The sequence below is a fragment of the Pseudomonas sp. LB1P83 genome, from assembly GCF_054897885.1.
Map to the genome: position 1 here is coordinate 1,462,798 of NZ_CM142709.1, position 20,319 is coordinate 1,483,116.

A 20,319-nucleotide genomic window follows, 5' to 3' on the forward strand; every position below is an offset into this window, starting at 1 on the left:
GGGTGCTTTACAAGCGTACAAACTGACCAGCCCGCGAGGCTGCGTTCGAAACGGAGTCATCGACCGCAGTCCTCGAACGGCTTGACGACTGCTGCGCAGCCGAACGCAGCCTCGCAGGCTCGGCAGCTGCTACCAAAAGCTTCATAAGCCCCTCTATTTCCCGCCTCCGCAAAAGTTGGAAGGTTTCTTGCAGTAGCCGCCCTGCGCCTGCTTTGGGCGTCAAAAGTTTGCTTTAAAGAAACGGGGAAAACCGGTGGATCGCTCTCAGTTATTCAACACTGCCCGCACAAACGTTGCCGACTTGAGTCGGGGCAATCTGGGTGTGCCGTTGTTGCTGCTGGTCATGCTGGCAATGATGATGTTGCCGATCCCACCGTTCCTGCTGGACGTGTTCTTCACCTTCAACATTGCCTTGTCGATCGTGGTGTTGCTGGTCTGCGTCTATGCCTTGCGACCGCTGGATTTCGCGGTGTTTCCGACCATTCTATTGGTGGCGACGCTGCTGCGGCTGGCGTTGAACGTGGCCTCCACGCGGGTGGTGATGCTCCACGGTCAGGACGGTCACGCCTCAGCCGGCAAGGTGATCCAGGCCTTCGGTGAGGTGGTGATCGGCGGTAACTACGTGGTCGGTATCGTGGTGTTCGCGATTTTGATGATCATCAACTTCGTCGTAGTGACCAAGGGTGCCGGGCGGATTTCCGAAGTGAGCGCGCGTTTCACTCTCGATGCGATGCCCGGCAAACAAATGGCGATCGACGCCGATTTGAACGCCGGCCTGATCGACCAGAACCAGGCCAAGCTGCGCCGGACGGAAGTCGCCCAGGAAGCCGAGTTCTACGGCTCCATGGACGGTGCCAGCAAATTCGTGCGCGGTGACGCCATCGCCGGTCTGCTGATTCTGTTCATCAACCTGATCGGCGGCATGGCGGTCGGTATCTTCCAGCACGGCATGACCTTCGGCGATGCCGGCCGGGTTTATGCACTTCTGACTATCGGTGACGGTTTGGTGGCGCAATTGCCATCACTGCTGTTATCGACAGCGGCAGCGATCATGGTGACCCGTGCTTCCGGTTCGGAAGACATGGGCAAGCAGATCAATCGCCAGATGTTCGCCTCGCCGAAAGCGTTGGCCGTGGCGGCGGGTTTGATGGCAGTGATGGGCCTGGTGCCCGGCATGCCGCACTTCTCCTTTCTCAGCATGGCGGCCGTGGCCGCTGGTGGCGCGTACCTGTTCTGGAAGAAGCAGAATGTGGTCAAGGTTCAGGCCCTGCAAGAGGTCAAGCGTCAGCAAGAGTTGCTGCCATCGCCGGCCCGCGCCATGGAAACCAAGGAGCTGGGCTGGGACGACGTGACGCCGATCGACATGATTGGCCTGGAAGTCGGCTACCGCCTGATTCCGTTGGTGGATCGCAACCAGGGTGGTCAGTTGCTGGCGCGGATCAAGGGCGTGCGCAAGAAGCTGTCCCAGGACCTGGGCTTCCTGATGCCGACTGTGCACATTCGTGACAACCTCGACCTGGCGCCGAGTGCTTACCGTCTGACCCTGATGGGCGTGATCCTGGCTGAAGCCGAGATTTACCCGGATCGCGAATTGGCGATCAACCCGGGGCAGGTCTACGGCACTCTCAATGGCATAACCGCCAAAGATCCGGCTTTTGGCCTGGAGGCGGTCTGGATCGAAATCAGCCAGCGTGCCCAGGCGCAGTCGCTCGGTTACACCGTGGTCGATGCCAGTACGGTTGTGGCCACTCACTTGAACCAGATTCTGTACAAGCACTCCAGCGAACTGATCGGTCACGAAGAAGTCCAGCAACTCATGCAATTGCTGGCCAAAAGCTCGCCGAAACTGGCTGAAGAGCTGGTGCCGGGCGTGGTGTCGCTGTCGCAACTGCTCAAAGTGCTTCAGGCGTTGCTGGCCGAACAGGTGCCAGTGCGGGACATTCGCAGCATCGCCGAGGCCATCGCCAACAATGCTGCCAAGAGTCAAGATACTGCCGCTCTGGTGGCCGCGGTGCGCGTCGGCGTATCCCGCGCAATCGTCCAAAGCATTGTAGGGACTGACTCCGAGCTACCAGTTATCACTCTGGAGCCAAGGTTGGAACAGATATTGCTCAATAGTCTTCAGAAGGCAGGACAAGGCTCGGAAGAGGGCGTTCTGCTGGAGCCAAGCATGGCTGAGAAACTGCAACGCTCGTTGATCGATGCGGCGCAGCGTCAGGAAATGCAAGGTCAACCGGTGATTCTGCTGGTGGCCGGTCCGGTTCGCGCGATGCTTTCGCGATTCGGCCGACTGGCAGTCCCGGGTTTGCATGTGTTGGCTTACCAGGAAATTCCTGACAACAAGCAAGTGACCATCGTTGCGACAGTAGGGCCCAACGGCTGAGGTAGTGGTTTATGCAAGTTAAGCGTTTTTTCGCCGCCGATATGCGTCAGGCCATGAAACTGGTTCGTGATGAGCTGGGCGCTGATGCCGCCATTATTGGCAACCGCCGGATCGCCGGTGGTGTCGAGCTGACGGCTGCCCTGGATTACAAATTGTCGGCGCTGGCCCCGCGTGTTCCGAACATGGAACTCGAGGACGAGCTGCGCAAGACCCAGTCGCGGATCGTCACTGCCCAGGCCGAATTGAGCCTGCGTGGCGAAGGCGAAACCGAAGGCGACAAGACCACCAATCGCCAGTTGTTCGCCGGCCTGCCATTGACCGCCGCCGAGCCGCTGATCGAACCGACCTATGCCGAACCTCGTCGCTCCGCTCCAGCCCCGGCACCAGCCGCTGGCGGCGTGGACCCACGGGCATTTGACTCGATGCGTTTCGAACTCAACAGCCTGCGCGAACTGATGGAAGTGCAACTCGGCTCCCTGGCCTGGAATCAGCTGCAAGGCAGCCGTCCGGCCCAGGCCAACCTCTGGCGTCGCCTGCAACGCATCGGCCTGTCCGGCCCGTTGTCCCGCGACTTGCTGTCGATGATTACCGACATTGAGGAACCCCGTCAGGCCTGGCGCATGTTGCTGGCGCACCTGGCGCGGATGATCGCCACACCGGAAGTCGAGCCATTGGAAGAGGGCGGCGTGATTGCCATGGTCGGCCCTGCCGGCATGGGCAAGACCACCACCCTGGCCAAGCTCGCGGCCCGCTACGTTCTGAAATATGGCGCACAAAATATCGCGCTGGTGAGCATGGACAGCTACCGTATTGGAGCTCAGGAGCAACTCAAGACCCTGGGCCGGATCCTCAACGTGTCGGTAACTCACGTCGATCCGGGGCAATCGCTGGTGCAGGCACTGGATCCCTTGTTGCGCAAACGCGTGGTGTTGATCGATACCGCGGGCCTTCAGGCCAGCGATCCGGCACTGCGCATGCAGCTCGAAAGCCTGGCCGGACGTGGCATCAAGTCAAAAAATTATCTGGTGTTGGCAACCACCAGCCAGAAACAGGTTCTAACGGCCGCTTATCACAGTTACAAGCGCTGCGGGCTCGCTGGCTGCATCCTGACTAAACTGGATGAAACGGCAAGTCTGGGCGAGGTGTTAAGCCTGGCGATCAGTCATGAATTGCCGGTGGCGTACCTGACCGATGGCCCGCGGATTCCGGATGATCTGCATCTGCCGCGTCGTCATCAGTTGGTCAGTCGCGCCGTAAGCGTGCAAATGCAAGAAGAACCCAGCGAAGAAGCCATGGCTGACATGTTCGCTGATATTTACCACAGCCCGACCAAGCAGGTTGGCTGAGGTACTAATGAACAGTTTTTGTACCTACATCGATGGTCTGCCATGCATTGTTCAGTTGATGAACGCGCAGCCAGTAATGTGGCCTCCGTCTATGCAAGACAAGGTAAAGAAATAACATGGGCAGCATGCATCCCGTACAGGTGATCGCGGTGACCGGCGGCAAAGGTGGCGTCGGGAAGACTAACGTGTCAGTGAACTTGTCCCTGGCTCTAGCTGAGCTCGGCCGGCGCGTCATGCTGCTGGACGCCGATCTGGGGCTGGCGAATGTCGACGTCCTGTTGGGGCTGACACCCAAACGTACCCTGGCCGACGTGATCGAAGGCCGCTGTGAGCTGCGCGACGTTCTGTTGCAGGGCCCCGGCGGCATTCGCATCGTCCCGGCCGCGTCCGGCACACAGAGCATGGTTCATCTGAGCCCGGCCCAACACGCCGGCCTGATCCAGGCCTTCAGTGATATCGGCGACAATCTCGACGTGTTGGTGATCGACACCGCTGCGGGTATTGGTGACTCGGTAGTCAGTTTCGTTCGCGCAGCGCAAGAAGTCTTGCTGGTGGTGTGCGACGAGCCGACCTCGATCACGGATGCCTACGCGCTGATCAAACTGCTGAACCGCGATTACGGCATGAACCGCTTCCGCGTCCTGGCCAACATGGCCCAGAGCCCGCAGGAAGGTCGCAACCTGTTCGCCAAGTTGACCAAGGTCACGGACCGCTTCCTCGACGTCGCCTTACAATACGTCGGTGCGGTGCCTTACGACGAAAGCGTGCGCAAGGCCGTGCAGAAGCAGCGTGCAGTCTATGAAGCCTTCCCGCGTTCCAAGTGCGCCCTGGCGTTCAAGGCGATCGCGCAGAAGGTCGACACCTGGCCGCTGCCTGCCAACCCGCGTGGGCACCTGGAGTTTTTCGTCGAGCGCCTCGTGCAACAGACCGCAGGACCCGTCCTATGACAGCCAGTGGCTACAACCTCTACAAGAAGTCGGCACGTGACGCGCAGTACGAGCTGATCGAGCGTTACGCGCCACTGGTCAAACGCATTGCTTACCACTTGCTGGCCCGTCTGCCAGCCAGTGTTCAGGTTGAAGACCTGATCCAGGCCGGGATGATCGGCCTGCTTGAAGTATCGACCAAATATGACGCCAGCAAAGGCGCGAGTTTCGAGACGTACGCGGGCATTCGAATCCGCGGCGCGATGCTCGATGAAGTACGCAAGGGGGACTGGGCGCCACGTTCGGTTCACCGCAATACCCGCATGGTCAGCGACGCAATTCGCTCGATTGAAGCTAAAACCGGTCGTGACGCTAAAGATCATGAGGTTGCGGCCGAACTCCAATTGAGTCTCGACGATTATTACGGGATTTTGAACGACACCCTGGGCAGCCGGTTATTCAGTTTCGACGATCTGTTGCAGGACGGCGAACACGAAGGGCTGCACGAGGATGGCGCGAGTGCTCATCTCGAGCCGTCACGCGATCTGGAAGATGAACGCTTCCAGGCTGCGCTGGCGGACGCGATTGCCAATTTGCCGGAGCGTGAGCGACTGGTGTTGGCGCTGTACTACGACGAAGAGCTGAACCTCAAGGAAATCGGTGAGGTCCTGGGGGTCAGCGAATCTCGGGTCAGCCAGTTACACAGCCAGTGCGCGGCCCGTTTGCGGGGGCGTTTGGGGGAGTGGCGAGCGCGCTGAAGGCAGTGTGGGGACACTGCGAACGAGGCCGGTGTGGTGTTGAACTGCACCGGTCGCGATCTGTTGTGCTCCAGACAGTCATCGAGTGCATTGCCGGATTGATTGAAATGGCGCGTCCAGGTGCTGGGCGCGTTTAAGACTGCTTGGAGGTCGAATTGGACAAGAACATGAAAATCCTCATCGTTGATGACTTCTCAACGATGCGGCGGATCATAAAAAACCTGTTGCGTGACCTTGGGTTCACCAACACGGTCGAGGCCGACGATGGCACTACTGCCATTCCGGTTCTCAACAGCGGGAGCATCGACTTTCTGGTAACGGACTGGAACATGCCTGGCATGACCGGTATCGATCTGCTGCGTCACGTGCGCGCCGATGAAAAGCTCAAGCACTTGCCAGTGCTGATGGTGACCGCTGAAGCCAAGCGCGAGCAGATCATCGAAGCGGCCCAGGCCGGTGTAAACGGCTATGTGGTCAAACCCTTCACGGCCCAGGCGTTGAAAGAAAAAATCGAGAAGATTTTCGAACGCATCGGTTGATCCACTGCGCCACGGGGGAGCTATGGAGCATAAAGAATCTTCACTGGGCGATTTTGAATCGACCCTGAAAAAACACGCGGTCGAACTGGTCGAAAGCCTTGAAAAAGGCAGGTTCGGCGACGCTGTGCAACTTATCCATGAGCTCAATCAGACCCGTGACCGCGGCCTGTATCAGGAAGTGGGCAAGCTCACTCGCGAGCTGCATAGCGCGATCGTCAATTTCCAGATTGACCCGAACATGCCGCAAGCCGAGGAAGTGTCGCAGATCACGGACGCCACCGAGCGTCTGGGGTATGTGGTCAAGCTGACCGAGGCCGCTGCCAACCGCACCATGGACTTGGTGGAGAATTCCACGCCGCTGGTCAACCGCCTGAGCGAAGAAGCCCAGGCGTTGAGCACGGATTGGGGTCGGTTCATGCGTCGCGAAGTCGGGGCTGAAGAGTTCCGTGAGCTGGCCCGGCGCGTCGACGGTTTCCTGACGCGCAGCAGCGAAGACAATCGCACGGTGTCGAGCAACCTCAACGACATTCTGCTGGCCCAGGATTACCAGGACCTCACCGGTCAGGTGATCAAGCGCGTGACCCAATTGGTCACCGAAGTTGAAAGCAACCTGCTCAAGCTCGTGCTCATGGCCAGTCAGGTAGACCGCTTTGCGGGTATCGAACATGACCGTGATGCGATGCTCGCTGAAAAAGATCCGCAAAAACATCTCTCTCAGGGTGAAGGTCCGCAGATTCATGCCGATAAAAGAGAAGACGTTGTGTCCGGTCAGGACGATGTGGACGATTTGTTATCCAGCCTAGGATTTTAGAGTTTTAGCATTTTAGGTTTTTTAGGTTTTTAGACCTCAGGAGCACCCCCTTAATGAGCTTCGGCGCCGATGAAGAGATCCTTCAGGATTTCCTGGTTGAGGCCGGCGAGATTCTAGAGCAACTGTCCGAACAGCTGGTCGAGCTTGAAAGCCGACCGGATGATGCGGATTTGCTCAATGCAATTTTTCGCGGTTTTCACACTGTAAAAGGGGGCGCCGGCTTCCTCCAGCTCAACGAGCTGGTGGAGTGCTGTCACATCGCCGAGAACGTGTTCGACATCCTGCGCAAGGGTGAACGTCGCGTCGACTCGGAACTGATGGACGTGGTTCTCGAAGCGCTGGACGCGGTGAACAGCATGTTCACCGAAGTGCGCGAACGCAGCCCGATTACGGCTGCAACGCCTGAATTGCTCGCGGCACTGGCCCGTCTGGCCGAGCCGCAAACGGCTGATGAATCGGTCCCGGTTGCTGAAGTGGTCGAAACACCGGCCGCTGAAGAATCGGGCGACATCACCGATAACGAATTCGAACAACTGCTGGACTCGCTGAACGCCGTCAAGGCTCAAGCCGAAGCGCCGGCCGTGGCTCCAGTAGCTGCCGCTGATTCAGCGGCCAGCGACGAAATCACCGATGCCGAGTTCGAGTCTTTGCTCGATCAACTGCACGGCAAAGGCCAGTTCGCCGTTGATGCGGTGGCGGCACCTGCTGCACCGGCTGCCCCGAAAGCGGCAGGCGACAGCTCCGACATTACCGACGATGAATTCGAAGCACTGCTCGACCAGCTGCACGGCAAAGGCAACTTTGCTGTTGATGCGCTGGAGTCGGCCATTGCCTCCGTACCCGCTTCGGCTGCGCCAACCGCTAAAGCGGCCGGCGGTGATCTGATTTCCGATCACGAGTTCGAATCGCTGCTCGACGAATTGCACGGCAAAGGCAAGTTCACCGAAGTCGGCACAGGTGCTGCGGTGGCTGCTCCAGCCGCCAAGGCTGCTGCGCCGAAACCGGTTGCCAAAGCGCCCGAGCCTAAAGCCGAAGCGCCGAAGCCAGCTGCTGCCGCTGCGCCGGCTCCGGCCCGCGCACCGTCTGCGCCGCCACCGGAAAAACCGGCCAGTGAAGCCGAGACCACCGTGCGGGTTGATACCGCGCGTCTCGACGAAATCATGAACATGGTCGGCGAACTGGTACTGGTGCGTAACCGCTTGGTCCGTCTGGGCCTCAACAGCGGCGACGAAGCCATGTCCAAGGCCGTGTCGAACCTCGACGTGGTCACGGCCGACCTGCAAACCGCGGTCATGAAGACCCGGATGCAACCGATCAAGAAAGTCTTCGGGCGCTTCCCGCGTCTGGTTCGCGACCTGGCTCGCCAGCTCAAGAAAGAGATCAACCTGGAGCTGGTCGGCGAAGAAACCGACCTCGACAAGAACCTCGTCGAGGCCCTGGCCGACCCGCTGGTCCACTTGGTGCGCAACTCGGTCGACCACGGCATCGAAGAGCCGGCCGAGCGTGAAGCGATGGGCAAACCGCGCAGCGGTAAAGTGATTTTGTCCGCCGAACAAGAAGGCGACCACATCCTGCTGTCCATCTCCGATGACGGCAAAGGCATGGACGCTGATGTTCTGCGCGGCATTGCCGTGAAGAAAGGCTTGATGGACAAAGATGCGGCGGACCGCCTCAGCGAGTCCGACTGTTTCAACCTGATCTTCGCCCCGGGGTTCTCGACCAAGACCGAGATCTCCGACGTGTCGGGTCGTGGCGTGGGCATGGACGTGGTGAAAACCAAGATCGCCCAGCTCAACGGCACCATCAATATCTACTCGACCAAGGGCAAAGGCTCGAAGATCGTCATCAAGGTCCCGTTGACCCTGGCGATCATGCCGACGCTGATGGTCATGCTCGGCAACCAGGCGTTCGCGTTCCCGCTGGTGAACGTCAACGAGATCTTCCACCTCGACCTGTCGCGCACCAACGTGGTGGACGGCCAGGAAGTGGTGATCGTGCGGGACAAGGCACTGCCATTGTTCTACCTCAAGCGCTGGCTGGTCAGCTCCGCCGCTCACGAAGAGCAGCGCGAAGGCCATGTGGTGATCCTTTCGGTGGGTACTCAGCGGATCGGCTTCGTCGTCGACCAGCTGGTGGGCCAGGAAGAAGTGGTCATCAAGCCATTGGGCAAAATGCTCCAGGGAACCCCGGGCATGTCGGGCGCCACCATCACCGGTGACGGCCGCATTGCGCTGATTCTCGATGTTCCGAGCATGCTCAAGCGTTACGCCGCACGGCGTATTTGATTCTGGTGGAGCGGGGCGACAGAGCCTCGCTCCGTCTAACGGAGTGTTTATGGCAGTCAAAGTCCTGGTGGTGGACGATTCGGGGTTTTTCCGCCGCCGCGTCTCGGAAATTCTTTCAGCGGATCCGAACATCCAGGTCGTCGGTACGGCGACCAACGGAAAAGAGGCGATCGATCAGGCGCTGGCCCTCAAGCCAGACGTGATCACCATGGACTACGAGATGCCAATGATGGATGGCATCACGGCCGTGCGGCATATCATGCAGCGCTGCCCGACCCCGGTATTGATGTTCTCCTCGCTGACTCATGAAGGTGCTCGGGTAACCCTCGATGCACTGGACGCCGGCGCGGTGGATTTCCTGCCGAAGAATTTCGAAGACATCTCCCGTAACCCGGAGAAGGTCAAGCAACTGCTGTGCGAGAAGATTCTCAGCATTTCGCGCAGTAATCGTCGTGCCAATACCTACAGTGCACCGGCCCCGGTCGCCGCGCCAGCCCCGATGCCTGCGCCTTCGAGCGTCAGCAGTTACGGCAGCAGTGCACCTGCGCGTCCGGCACCGGCTTCGATTCCTGCGCGTACCCACGCCCCTGCATCGGCCGGCCCGTCGTCGCCCGCGCCGAAACGCAAAGCCTACAAACTGGTGGCCATCGGCACGTCCACGGGCGGCCCGGTTGCCCTGCAACGGGTGTTGACCCAGTTGCCGGCCAACTTCCCGGCCCCGATCGTGTTGATCCAGCACATGCCGGCCGCCTTCACCAAGGCCTTCGCCGAACGTCTGGACAAGCTCTGCCGCATCAGCGTGAAGGAAGCCGAGGATGGCGACATCCTGCGTCCGGGCCTGGCGCTGCTGGCCCCAGGTGGCAAGCAAATGATGATCGACGGCCGAGGCGCGGTGAAAATCCTGCCGGGCGACGAACGTCTGAACTACAAACCGTGCGTGGACATCACCTTCGGTTCGGCAGCCAAGTCCTACGGCGACAAAGTTCTGGCGGTCGTACTGACCGGCATGGGCGCCGACGGTCGTGAAGGCGCGCGTCTGCTCAAGCAGGGCGGCAGTGCGATCTGGGCTCAGGATGAAGCGAGCTGCGTGATTTACGGCATGCCGATGGCCATCGTCAAAGCCGACCTCGCTGACGCGATCTACGGCCTGGATGATATTGGCAAGCACTTGGTCGAGGCGTGTATCTGATGGATGTTTTAAGCCTAATCGGGATCATCATGGCGTTTGTCGCCATCATTGGCGGCAACTACCTTGAAGGCGGTCACCTCGGCGCATTGGCCAACGGCCCGGCGGCGCTGATCGTACTCGGTGGGACCATCGGCGCGGCATTGCTGCAATCGCCGATGAGCGCCTTCAAGCGCGCCATGCAAATCATCGGCTGGATTCTGTTCCCGCCGCGCGTTGATCTGGCCGGTGGCATTGATCGCGTGGTGAACTGGAGCCTGACCGCCCGCAAGGAAGGTTTGCTCGGCCTGGAAGGGGTGGCGGATGCCGAACCTGACAGCTACTCGCGCAAAGGCCTGCAACTGCTCGTGGACGGCGCCGAACCGGAAGCGATTCGCAGCATTCTGGAAGTGGATTTCTACACCCAGGAATCCCGCGACATCGAAGCGGCCAAAGTCTTTGAAAGCATGGGCGGCTACGCGCCGACCATCGGCATCATCGGTGCGGTGATGGGCCTGATCCATGTCATGGGCAACCTGGCCGATCCGACGCAACTGGGCAGCGGCATCGCCGTCGCTTTCGTCGCGACCATCTATGGCGTGGCCAGTGCCAACCTGGTGTTGCTGCCAATCGCCGCCAAGCTCAAGTCCGTCGCATTGCGCCAGTCGCGCTATCGCGAAATGTTGCTGGAAGGGATCCTGTCGATCGCCGAAGGTGAAAACCCTCGCTCTATTGAGTTGAAGCTTCAGGGCTTCATGGATTGATGGGAGACATGGACCATGGCACGTCGCAGGCAACCTGAAGAACACGTCAATCACGAACGCTGGCTCGTTTCCTACGCCGACTTCATCACGTTGCTGTTCGCATTCTTCGTGGTCATGTACTCGATTTCTTCGATCAACGAGGGCAAGTACAAAGTCATCTCGCAAGCGTTGATCGGGGTCTTTGCGGATGCCGATCGCTCGCTCAAGCCGATTCCGATCGGTGAAGAACGGCCGCAGACCGTGACCCCGGCCAAGCCCTTGGTCAAGGACAGCGAGCAGGTCGACGCGGGTGTGGCCGGGGCCAGCGATCCGCTGAAAAGTATCGCCGATGACATCAGCGCGGCGTTCGGCGACTTGATCAAGTCCAACCAGATGACCGTGCGCGGCAACGAGTTGTGGGTCGAGATCGAGCTCAACTCCAGCCTGTTGTTCGGCAGCGGCGACGCCATGCCCAGCGACATGGCGTTCAGCATCATCGACAAGGTTGCCGGCGTTCTGAAACCGTTCGACAACCCGATTCACGTCGAAGGCTTTACCGACGATCAACCGATCCGCACCGCGCAATACCCAACCAACTGGGAGCTGTCCTCGGCCCGTTCGTCGAGCATCGTGCGCATGCTGGCGATGCAGGGTGTAAACCCCGGCCGTCTTGCATCGGTAGGTTACGGCGAGTTCCAGCCGGTGGCCAATAACGCCACCGCCGAGGGCCGCGCACGTAACCGGCGTGTGGTGCTCGTGGTGTCACGCAATCTCGATGTACGCCGCAGCCTCACCGGTACCGGAACCGCCCATGCACAACCGGATGCCGCGTTGAAGCGTGCTGGCACACAAACTGCACCTACCCCGGTCAAGTCGCCGGTACGAGAGAGCGCCGTCAATTCTCCGTCGCCTGCATTAACACGTTGAGCTTTTTCCCGGTCGACCTGACCTGGGTGGAACAATCCGAATGAGAGTCTGGGCCGTTGCCAATCAAAAGGGTGGTGTTGGTAAAACCACTTCCTCTATCGCTTTAGCCGGTTTACTGGCCGAGGGGGGCAAGCGCGTGGTCGTGGTCGATCTCGATCCGCACGGCTCCATGACCAGCTACTTCGGCTACGACCCCGACAGCCTGGAACACAGCAGCTACGACCTGTTTCTGCACAAGGGCACTGTGCCGCAAGGCTTGCCCGGGCAGTTGCTGCTGCCGACCAGTGACGAACGCATTTCCCTGTTGCCGTCGAGTACCGCTCTGGCCACGCTTGAACGTCAGTCGCCGGGCCAGAGTGGCTTGGGCCTGGTGATCGCCAAGAGCCTGGCGCAACTGTGGCAGGACTTCGATTACGCGGTGATCGACAGCCCGCCGCTGCTCGGCGTGTTGATGGTCAATGCCTTGGCGGCGAGCCAGCAATTGGTGATCCCGGTACAGACCGAGCACCTGGCCGTCAAAGGCCTGGAGCGCATGGTCAACACCCTGGCGATGATCAACCGCTCACGCAAAGTGGCGTTGCCGTTCACCATCATTCCGACCCTCTTCGACCGCCGCACCCAGGCTTCCCTCGGAACCCTTCGCGTGCTGCGCGACAAATACCCGGAAGAAATCTGGCAAGGCTACATCCCGATCGACACGCGCCTGCGGGATGCGAGTCGGGCAGGGCTGACGCCTTCACAATTCGACGGCAAGAGCCGTGGTGTTCTCGCTTATCGCGCCTTGCTCAAGCATTTGCTGGCGGCACAACTTGTCCCGCAGGTGGCCTGAGATGAACCTAGCTCTTGTAGGAGCGAGCGATGCGGCGATCCGACTTGCCCGCGAAGGCAGCACCGCGGTCTTAACTGTTAAATCGCATTATCGTTCTTCGCGGGCAAGTCGGATCGCCGCACCGCTCGCTCCTACACAGGTGCGCGCATGAGTCGGCCGGTGAAAATCACCTCGCGTCCACAACTGGCGCTCCAGTCCTATCTGGACAGCCTGCTGATGGAGGCGACTGAAGAGTTGCCGCTGGAAGTCGAAGCGGTGGCTGAAGTCATTGAGGCCGTTGAAACGGTCGAGGTCGAAGCAGCACTGGATGAGTTCCAGGCAGCAGTGCTTGAAGAGCAGGCGCGTGATGCGCGGAAACCCGTTATGCCTGCCGCGCCTGTCGTGGCGCCAGTGGTTGCGGCGGTCGCAAAAGCACCGGTGGTGATCGAAGAGGCGCCGGCACCGATTCTGGCGCCGGTCTCGACCCTCGCACCGTTGCTACAAACCCTTGTACCGCCGCTGGTCGAAGTTCATCTGCCGCCGAGCAACACGCCGCCACCGGTGGAAACCGACGGTCGTCCGGCGTGGGCTGCCGAGCCGTTCGAATGCCTGTTGTTCGATGTCGCCGGGTTGACCCTGGCGGTGCCGCTGGTGTGCCTGGGCTCGATTTATTCGCTGGCCGGTCACGAGTTGACACCGCTGTTCGGTCAGCCGGAATGGTTCCTCGGGATCTTGCCGAGTCAGGCCGGCAACCTGAAAGTCCTGGATACCGCACGCTGGGTCATGCCCGACCGTTACCGCGACGATTTCCGTCAGGGCCTGCAATACGTTATTTCGGTTCAGGGCTACGAGTGGGGGCTGGCGGTGCATCAGGTCAGCCGCTCGTTGCGCCTGGACCCGAACGAAATCAAATGGAGAAGTCATCGAGGTCAGCGGCCATGGCTCGCCGGCACGGTGATTGAGCACATGTGTGCATTGCTGGACGTTTCCGCCCTGGCCGAGTTGATCGCCAGCGGCGGGGCTAAGCACATGAGCAGCAGCAAGCCGCTACACAAACCGACATAGCTGCCGACATAACAAGTATGCGATGGCATTGTTGAATGCCGCCAACAGAGCACACACCGCCAGAAGCGGTTTTTCGAGGGGTCAGGGTATGAGTAATCAAGCGACGAATGCAAAAGGTTCTGAAGATCCGATCCTGCAATGGGTAACCTTCAAACTGGACAACGAAACCTACGGCATCAACGTGATGCGCGTTCAGGAAGTCCTGCGTTACACCGAAATCGCCCCGGTCCCGGGTGCCCCGAGCTACGTGCTGGGCATCATCAACCTGCGCGGTAACGTGGTCACCGTGATCGACACCCGTCAGCGCTTCGGCCTGATGAATGCCGAGATCAGCGACAACACCCGTATCGTCATCATCGAAGCCGACAAGCAAGTGGTCGGGATCATGGTCGACAGCGTGGCCGAAGTGGTTTACCTGCGTCAGTCGGAAATCGAAACCGCGCCAAACGTGGGTAACGAAGAGTCCGCCAAGTTCATCCAAGGCGTGTGCAACAAGAACAACGAACTGCTGATCCTGGTCGAACTCGACAAGATGATGAGCGAAGAAGAATGGTCGGACCTGGAGAACATCTGATTGATTCTTGAGGTAGCGGTCATTGTCCTGTTCCTCTTCTGGGCAGGCACGCTGGCAATGTTCCTGGCGTACATTCGCGCTCAACGGCAAATTGCCGCGCAACAGGCCCAGGGTGATGCGCTGCGCGACCAGCGCATCAAGGACCTGGCCAAGCGCGTCGACGACTATCAGAGCGGCAACGTGCGCATGGGTGAAGACCTGCACGAACTGCGCGCCGTCGTTGGCCCGTTGCCGGACAAACTGGCTCAGCTGGAACAGCGCGATCCGTCGAGCCTGTCGTTTGCCCAGGCGGCGCGCCTGGTCGGGATGGGGGCTACCGTTGATGAGCTGACCCAGTCTTGCGGGTTGACCCAGGCTGAGGCGGAGTTGATGCGTAAGCTTCACAAGAGTTGATGAAATCGAAAGGTCGCAGCCTCGGCACCTCCTGTTTGTGAATGTTCACTGTCAACAGGCGAGATGCCGCAGGGTGCGTTTTTGAAATTTGAATCTAATCAATGTCCAGGGTTTCTGGCGCATTCATTACCAGCATCAGCTCTGGCGGTAGTTAAGTTCGGAGAGGGATGTTCAAGGAAAGCCCACACGTTAACTTGCAGGAAGATGAACTCTTGGGCCTTCCATCACCTTTTTGCGCCAGCACATCAAACCCAATTAATCGGATAGGCGTCAGATTCTTCCTCAGTTTCTTCATCAACTAGGTTGTGATTGACGAGACCTGGTTCGTTCAACCATACCTGTGTTGACCATTCAGTAATATTCGCGTCTACAGGGAATTGATAGCCTCCATCGGTCTCGCCAGCTCTCAGGAACAATGACCTTTCTTCGGGCCAGGATTTACAGGTTCCAGAGAAAGTCGCAAATCCTTCAGTTGTGCTGAGCTCCCCTTCTGGAAGAACAGATTTGCCTTTCGCATCCAATACGGTGGTGATTTTCAGGGGGGTATTGGTTAAGTTTTTGTTGGCGTTACTCATGAGTGACTCCTGTCGAAGTGGGTAATGACGGAGTTATTAGGCGCGAGACGGAAAAGGTCAGGCTACTGTCAGATCTGACAGTACCGACGAGCGGTTGTGGTGAGGGATGACCGTGTAAGGATATAAGTGAAAGAGTACTTAAATCAGTAATCATCCCCGCGATCGGTGATGTCCTTCTCCACCATCAGCGCATCCGGATCATACCCCGTCGGAAACTTGCCCTTCAGGTTCCACGCAAACGCAATAATCTCGGCAATCGTGCGGTACAACTCCTCCGGAATACTCTCCCCCAGTTCCATCCGCGCCAGCAGCTTCACCAACTCTGCGTTCTCATAGATCGGCACTTCATAATCGCGGGCAAGCTTCAGAATGGCTTCGGCCAGTTCTTCGTCACCTTTGCCCGTGAGGGTAGGGGCGTGGCTGCCGTCGTATTTGAGGGCGATGGCCTGGCGTGGGGTGTTGGGGTTTCTCATGCGGTTTCGTCGACCCAGCGTTGTTCGAGGCGGGTTTGAGGGCCTTGCGGTGGCGTGCCGAGGTGGCAATCCAGATCGCCGACGTTCAGTCCGGAGTCCAGCAGGCGCTGGCGCAGTGCGGCCAGATTGCTTTCGATCAGGCTGGCGGTGTACGGCCGTTCGGCCCAAAGCTGGCTGGACAGGCTGCCTCTGATCAGTTGCGCTTGAATCTGCAACGGGCCCAGGGGCTCCATGTCGAACGCCAGGTCCACGCGCCACAGTTGCTGTTTCGGCTCGCGTTCGTCCCGACGTTCGTGCGGCTGTTCTTTCTCGGGCGCTTCTTCGCGCTGGAATTTGACCTGCAACGGCACGATGTCCTGCAAGTTGCGCATCGGGATTTCCAACTGCCAGGTGCTGAGCAGCCGTCCATCGTCAGTGACGCCGGTTTGCTCAAGGCTCGACAATTGATGACTTTGCAGGCGCGAAACGGCCGCCGCGGCCAGACGCAGCAAATGCTCCAGATCGTTTTCACCGTCCTGGCTTTGCAGCAGCCGTTCAGGGAGCGGGAAACTGGTGGGCAGCGGTTTGGCGCTGACCTGGCCGAGCATGCCGAGGGCGCTGCGCACGAAGCTCGGCATGGACTGAACCAGCGTGTTGGCCGCCAGGATCGCGTTGAGATTGGTGTTGGCCGGCAAGCCCGGCGTCAGTTGCGCGATCAGCTTGAGCAAATCGCCTTTCATGTCCGGCGCCAGCGTCGGGTTTTGCCCGGTCAGCAGTTTCGCTTCGAGGAACAGGCCGCTGTTGGCCAGCGCCTGAGCCAGGCCTTTGGGCGTACTCAGTTGTTGAACGTCCGGCAAACCGGCCAGCAGTTTTTCCACTGCAACCCGCAGGTCACTGGACGTCTGATCCGACGGGGGAGGCAGGTTTTGCAGGACTTTGATCAAGCCATCCAGCGAGCCTTGGCGGCTCTGCTGACTGACCAGCTGCTGGGTGACCGCCAACTGCTCCTGACGATTGCTCAGCGGCACGAATTTCAGGGTTTGTGTGTCTTGCACCAAGGCACTCAACAACGTACCGATGCGCAACGGTGTCGGGCTTTCGATGCTTAGCGTGCTGCCACTCAACGCAGTGTTGAGCAGGCTCACCATCGAGCGAAACACCGTCGGCTGTCCCGGCACCTGCGGCAGAACCTGTGAGGTCAGCACTTTGCCTTGCAGCAAGGTGCCGACCGGCAATTGTGCGGTGTCGATGCGGGTGAGGGTGGCGACGCTGGAAGCGATGGCCTGCTGCACCGTGATCGCCAGGTTGCTGGCTGACGGCTGGGTGATGGCCAGGCTGGTGCCTTGGGGCAAAGGCTGGGTGCTGGTGGCCTGGACCGTGGTCTGGCGGCCACTCTCAAGGGTGACTTTGAGCAACAGTTGAAAGGTCTGATCCGCCTGCTTGAGCGACAGCACTTCAGCCTTGGCGGTCTGGCCGGGTGTGATCAGGCCCTCCATCGGCGTCAGCAGCTTGAGCAGATCGCCACTCACCACCAATGGCCGCGAAGTCGCGGGGGCGGTCTGCGGTAGCGGGAGGATGTTCATTTCGCCTGTCATACGCGGTCACAACCTGAGGAAATTGCCCTCTTGAGAGTAGGGCATGGCATGTATAATGCCGCCCCGTTGTATCCGGAGCGCTGAAAACATTTCAAATACTTGATCCAGCTCCTTAGAACGGGCCGCCAATGCATTTATCCTGCATGTCTTTAACGGCCGCTCCACTGCCGACTTGAACCTTGAAGGCCCGTGATCTCGTGACCAGTCCTGTCCTGCAAACCGTTGCCCTCGCTTGTGAGCGAGACCTTCGGCTGCTCTTCGAAAATCTCGAATTGAGACTGGCCAGTGGCGAAATGTTGCAAATCAGCGGCCCCAACGGCAGCGGCAAAACCAGCCTGCTGCGTCTGTTATCCGGCCTGATGCAGCCGACCGCTGGTCAAGTGCTGCTCAATGGCCAGCCGCTGAACGATCAGCGCCTTGAACTGGCGCGCAACCTGCTGTGGATCGGTCATGCCGCTGGCATCAAGGATTTGCTGACGCCCGAGGAGAACCTGATCTGGCTCTGCGCCTTGCATCAACCGGCCACCCACGAGGCGATCTGGCAAGCGCTGGCCGATGTCGGACTGCGCGGTTTCGAGGATGTTCCCTGCCACACGTTGTCCGCCGGCCAGAAGCGTCGCGTGGCGTTGGCGCGCTTGTACCTGGACAGTCCGCCGCTGTGGATCCTCGATGAGCCGTTCACCGCGCTCGATAAACAAGGCGTGGCGCAACTCGAAGAACACCTGGCCGCCCACTGCGAGCGCGGTGGCATGGTGGTGCTGACCACTCACCACACGCTGAGCCGAATGCCGGCCGGCTATCGCGACATCGATCTGGGGAATTGGGCCGTATGAGTGTTTTCGGCCTGTTGGTCGCCCGTGAGGCCCGTCTGCTGTTCCGCCGTCCTGCTGAACTGGCGAATCCGCTGGTATTCTTCGCGATCGTGGTTTCGCTGTTCCCTTTGGCGGTCGGCCCCGAGTCTCAATTGTTGCAAACCTTGTCTCCGGGACTGGTCTGGGTGGCAGCCCTTTTATCGGTCCTGCTCTCGCTGGACGGGCTCTTCCGCAGTGATTTCGAAGACGGATCGCTTGAACAGTGGGTCCTTTCGTCGCACCCCCTGCCTCTTCTGGTTTTGGCCAAGGTACTGGCACACTGGGCCTTCTCTGGCCTGGCACTGGTTTTGCTCGCTCCACTGCTGGCATTGATGCTCGGTTTGCCAACCGCCTGTCTGCCGGTGTTGCTGCTTTCTTTATTGCTGGGTACACCGGTGCTGAGCCTGCTCGGTGCGGTGGGCGCAGCCCTGACGGTGGGATTGAAGCGCGGCGGCCTGTTGCTGGCGCTGCTGATTCTGCCGCTGTACATCCCGGTGTTGATTCTCGGCAGTGGCGCCTTGCAGGCGGCGTTGCAGGGCATGCCGGCGACCGGTTATCTCTTGTGGCTTGGTAGCCTGACCGCCCTGGCGATAACCCTGACACCTTTTGCAATAGCTGCTGGCCTGAAGATCAGCGTCGGCGAATAATAATGAGGTCTGGTCATTTTTTGATCGCTTTCTTTTGAAAAAAAGGCAGACCCTTGGCTCTTCAAAGCGAAGAGCAACCGTGATGGAAACAGTAATGAACTGGACCTGGTTTCATAAGCTCGGCTCGCCCAAATGGTTTTACGGCATCAGTGGCAAACTGCTGCCGTGGCTGAGTATTGCCGCGTTGCTGCTGATCGGCGTCGGTGTCGTCTGGGGCCTGGCCTTCGCGCCGCCTGACTACCAGCAAGGCAACAGCTTTCGCATCATCTATATCCACGTTCCCGCCGCCATGCTGGCGCAGTCCGTCTACGTCATGCTGGCGGTGTGCGGCATCGTCGGGCTGGTCTGGAAAATGAAACTGGCCGACGTCGCCCTGCAATGCGCGGCACCCATCGGTGCGTGGATGACAGCTATTGCGCTGGTCACCGGCGCAATCTGGGGCAAACCGACCTGGGGCTCGTGGTGGGTCTGGGATGCGCGACTTACGTCCATGCTTATTCTGCTGTTTCTGTACTTCGGTCTCATTGCGCTGGGCAACGCGATCAGCAATCGTGACAGCGCGGCCAAGGCCTGCGCGGTCCTGGCGATTGTCGGCGTGATCAACATCCCGATCATCAAATACTCGGTGGAGTGGTGGAACACCCTGCACCAGGGCGCGACCTTCACCCTCACTGAAAAACCGGCGATGCCGGCCGAGATGTGGCTGCCACTGCTGCTGACGGTGCTGGGTTTCTATTGTTTCTTCGGCGCGGTGCTGTTGCTGCGCATGCGCCTCGAAGTGCTCAAGCGCGAAGCCCGCGCCAGTTGGGTCAAGGCCGAAGTGCAGAACAGCCTGGAGGCCGCTCGATGAGTTTCGCTTCATTCGGCGACTTTCTCGCCATGGGCCATCACGCCCTGTATGTCTGGTCAGCCTATGGCATAAGCCTGGCGGTGCTGGCCCTCAACGTGGCGGCGCCGATCCTGGCCCGCAAGCGGTATCTGCAACAAGAGGCGCGTCGTCTGCGCCGGGAGAACGGCAAGTGAATCCGCTGCGCAAAAAGCGTCTTATCATCATTCTCGCGATCCTGGTGGGTGTCGGCGCTGCCGTCGGCCTGGCCCTGAGCGCCCTGCAGCAGAACATCAATCTGTTTTACACCCCGACCCAGATCGCCAACGGCGAAGCCCCGCAAGACACGCGCATTCGCGCGGGTGGCATGGTCGAGAAAGGTTCGCTGCAACGTTCCGGCGATTCGCTGGACGTGAAATTCATCGTCACCGACTTCAAAAAGTCCGTAACCATCAGCTACCGCGGCATCCTCCCGGACCTGTTCCGCGAAGGGCAGGGCATCGTGGCGTTGGGCAAACTCAACGCCGACGGCGTGGTGGTGGCCGACGAAGTACTGGCCAAGCACGATGAAAAGTACATGCCGCCGGAAGTGACCAAGGCTTTGAAAGACAGCGGTCAATCTGCTCCAACGCCCGCGAAGGAGGGTTGAT

At 59.6% G+C, this 20,319-nt stretch carries 22 protein-coding genes; 19 read left to right on the plus strand and 3 right to left on the minus strand.

The window, feature by feature from the left end:
* The first annotated feature begins 253 nt into the window (after positions 1-253).
* From flhA to ACYZTY_RS06710, 14 genes are all read left to right on the plus strand, one after another.
* A complete protein-coding gene (flhA, locus tag ACYZTY_RS06645; protein ID WP_461957807.1) occupies positions 254-2,383 on the plus strand; it encodes a flagellar biosynthesis protein FlhA in 2,130 nt (709 codons plus the stop codon).
* 11 nt (positions 2,384-2,394) lie between these two features.
* Positions 2,395-3,729: a flagellar biosynthesis protein FlhF gene (gene flhF / locus ACYZTY_RS06650; protein WP_461957808.1), complete on the plus strand. Its 1,335-nt coding sequence runs from the start codon at positions 2,395-2,397 to the stop codon at positions 3,727-3,729.
* A 116-nt stretch (positions 3,730-3,845) separates the two neighbouring features.
* Positions 3,846-4,676 (plus strand): flagellar synthesis regulator FleN, encoded by an 831-nt coding sequence (gene fleN, locus ACYZTY_RS06655; protein WP_003222917.1) that lies wholly within the window; start codon positions 3,846-3,848, stop codon positions 4,674-4,676.
* Positions 4,673-5,413 carry an RNA polymerase sigma factor FliA gene (fliA, locus tag ACYZTY_RS06660; RefSeq protein WP_007894214.1) on the plus strand — a complete coding sequence of 247 codons (741 nt, stop codon included), beginning with the start codon at positions 4,673-4,675 and terminating at the stop codon, positions 5,411-5,413. Before fleN ends, fliA begins: the two co-directional genes overlap by 4 nt.
* A gap of 167 nt (positions 5,414-5,580) precedes the next feature.
* A complete protein-coding gene (locus ACYZTY_RS06665) occupies positions 5,581-5,952 on the plus strand; it encodes a chemotaxis response regulator CheY (protein WP_003183998.1) in 372 nt (123 codons plus the stop codon).
* Positions 5,953-5,974: 22 nt separating this feature from the next.
* Entirely contained in the window at positions 5,975-6,763 is a 789-nt protein-coding gene (locus ACYZTY_RS06670; protein WP_461957809.1) for a protein phosphatase CheZ, read from the plus strand.
* A 53-nt stretch (positions 6,764-6,816) separates the two neighbouring features.
* Positions 6,817-9,048, plus strand: coding sequence for a chemotaxis protein CheA (locus ACYZTY_RS06675; RefSeq protein ID WP_461957810.1), 2,232 nt, complete (start codon positions 6,817-6,819; stop codon positions 9,046-9,048).
* A 49-nt stretch (positions 9,049-9,097) separates the two neighbouring features.
* Positions 9,098-10,237, plus strand: coding sequence for a protein-glutamate methylesterase/protein-glutamine glutaminase (locus ACYZTY_RS06680; protein WP_461957811.1), 1,140 nt, complete (start codon positions 9,098-9,100; stop codon positions 10,235-10,237).
* Entirely contained in the window at positions 10,237-10,977 is a 741-nt protein-coding gene (locus tag ACYZTY_RS06685; protein ID WP_131061601.1) for a flagellar motor protein, read from the plus strand. Before ACYZTY_RS06680 ends, ACYZTY_RS06685 begins: the two co-directional genes overlap by 1 nt.
* 15 nt (positions 10,978-10,992) lie before the next feature.
* On the plus strand, positions 10,993-11,883 hold the full coding sequence (motD, locus tag ACYZTY_RS06690; protein WP_461957812.1) for a flagellar motor protein MotD: 891 nt from the start codon (positions 10,993-10,995) through the stop codon (positions 11,881-11,883).
* Positions 11,884-11,923: 40 nt separating this feature from the next.
* Entirely contained in the window at positions 11,924-12,712 is a 789-nt protein-coding gene (locus ACYZTY_RS06695; RefSeq protein ID WP_461957813.1) for a ParA family protein, read from the plus strand.
* Between the two features lie 147 nt (positions 12,713-12,859).
* Positions 12,860-13,756 carry a CheW domain-containing protein gene (locus tag ACYZTY_RS06700; protein WP_461957814.1) on the plus strand — a complete coding sequence of 299 codons (897 nt, stop codon included), beginning with the start codon at positions 12,860-12,862 and terminating at the stop codon, positions 13,754-13,756.
* A gap of 88 nt (positions 13,757-13,844) precedes the next feature.
* On the plus strand, positions 13,845-14,330 hold the full coding sequence (locus ACYZTY_RS06705; RefSeq protein WP_008155806.1) for a chemotaxis protein CheW: 486 nt from the start codon (positions 13,845-13,847) through the stop codon (positions 14,328-14,330).
* On the plus strand, positions 14,331-14,723 hold the full coding sequence (locus ACYZTY_RS06710) for a DUF2802 domain-containing protein (RefSeq protein WP_461957815.1): 393 nt from the start codon (positions 14,331-14,333) through the stop codon (positions 14,721-14,723).
* A 245-nt stretch (positions 14,724-14,968) separates the two neighbouring features.
* Here ACYZTY_RS06710 and ACYZTY_RS06715 read toward each other — a convergent pair whose 3' ends face one another.
* The 3 genes from ACYZTY_RS06715 to fliK all read right to left on the minus strand — a co-directional run bounded on the left by ACYZTY_RS06715 (position 14,969) and on the right by fliK (position 17,345).
* Positions 14,969-15,298: a hypothetical protein gene (locus tag ACYZTY_RS06715; protein WP_461957816.1), complete on the minus strand. Its 330-nt coding sequence runs from the start codon at positions 15,296-15,298 to the stop codon at positions 14,969-14,971.
* Positions 15,299-15,441: 143 nt separating this feature from the next.
* On the minus strand, positions 15,442-15,771 hold the full coding sequence (locus tag ACYZTY_RS06720; RefSeq protein ID WP_461957817.1) for an EscU/YscU/HrcU family type III secretion system export apparatus switch protein: 330 nt from the start codon (positions 15,769-15,771) through the stop codon (positions 15,442-15,444).
* Positions 15,768-17,345, minus strand: a complete 1,578-nt coding sequence (fliK, locus tag ACYZTY_RS06725) for a flagellar hook-length control protein FliK (RefSeq protein ID WP_461957818.1) — start codon at positions 17,343-17,345, stop codon at positions 15,768-15,770. Before fliK ends, ACYZTY_RS06720 begins: the two co-directional genes overlap by 4 nt.
* 197 nt (positions 17,346-17,542) lie before the next feature.
* Between fliK and ccmA the strand changes: the two genes are divergently transcribed.
* The 5 genes from ccmA to ccmE all read left to right on the plus strand — a co-directional run bounded on the left by ccmA (position 17,543) and on the right by ccmE (position 20,318).
* Positions 17,543-18,178, plus strand: coding sequence for a cytochrome c biogenesis heme-transporting ATPase CcmA (gene ccmA / locus ACYZTY_RS06730; protein ID WP_461957819.1), 636 nt, complete (start codon positions 17,543-17,545; stop codon positions 18,176-18,178).
* A complete protein-coding gene (ccmB, locus tag ACYZTY_RS06735; RefSeq protein ID WP_090188533.1) occupies positions 18,175-18,843 on the plus strand; it encodes a heme exporter protein CcmB in 669 nt (222 codons plus the stop codon). Before ccmA ends, ccmB begins: the two co-directional genes overlap by 4 nt.
* A gap of 94 nt (positions 18,844-18,937) precedes the next feature.
* A complete protein-coding gene (locus tag ACYZTY_RS06740) occupies positions 18,938-19,693 on the plus strand; it encodes a heme ABC transporter permease (RefSeq protein ID WP_461957820.1) in 756 nt (251 codons plus the stop codon).
* Positions 19,690-19,866, plus strand: a complete 177-nt coding sequence (gene ccmD, locus ACYZTY_RS06745; RefSeq protein ID WP_150655118.1) for a heme exporter protein CcmD — start codon at positions 19,690-19,692, stop codon at positions 19,864-19,866. Before ACYZTY_RS06740 ends, ccmD begins: the two co-directional genes overlap by 4 nt.
* Positions 19,863-20,318, plus strand: coding sequence for a cytochrome c maturation protein CcmE (ccmE, locus tag ACYZTY_RS06750; protein WP_095127755.1), 456 nt, complete (start codon positions 19,863-19,865; stop codon positions 20,316-20,318). Before ccmD ends, ccmE begins: the two co-directional genes overlap by 4 nt.
* Position 20,319: the final 1 nt, after the last annotated feature.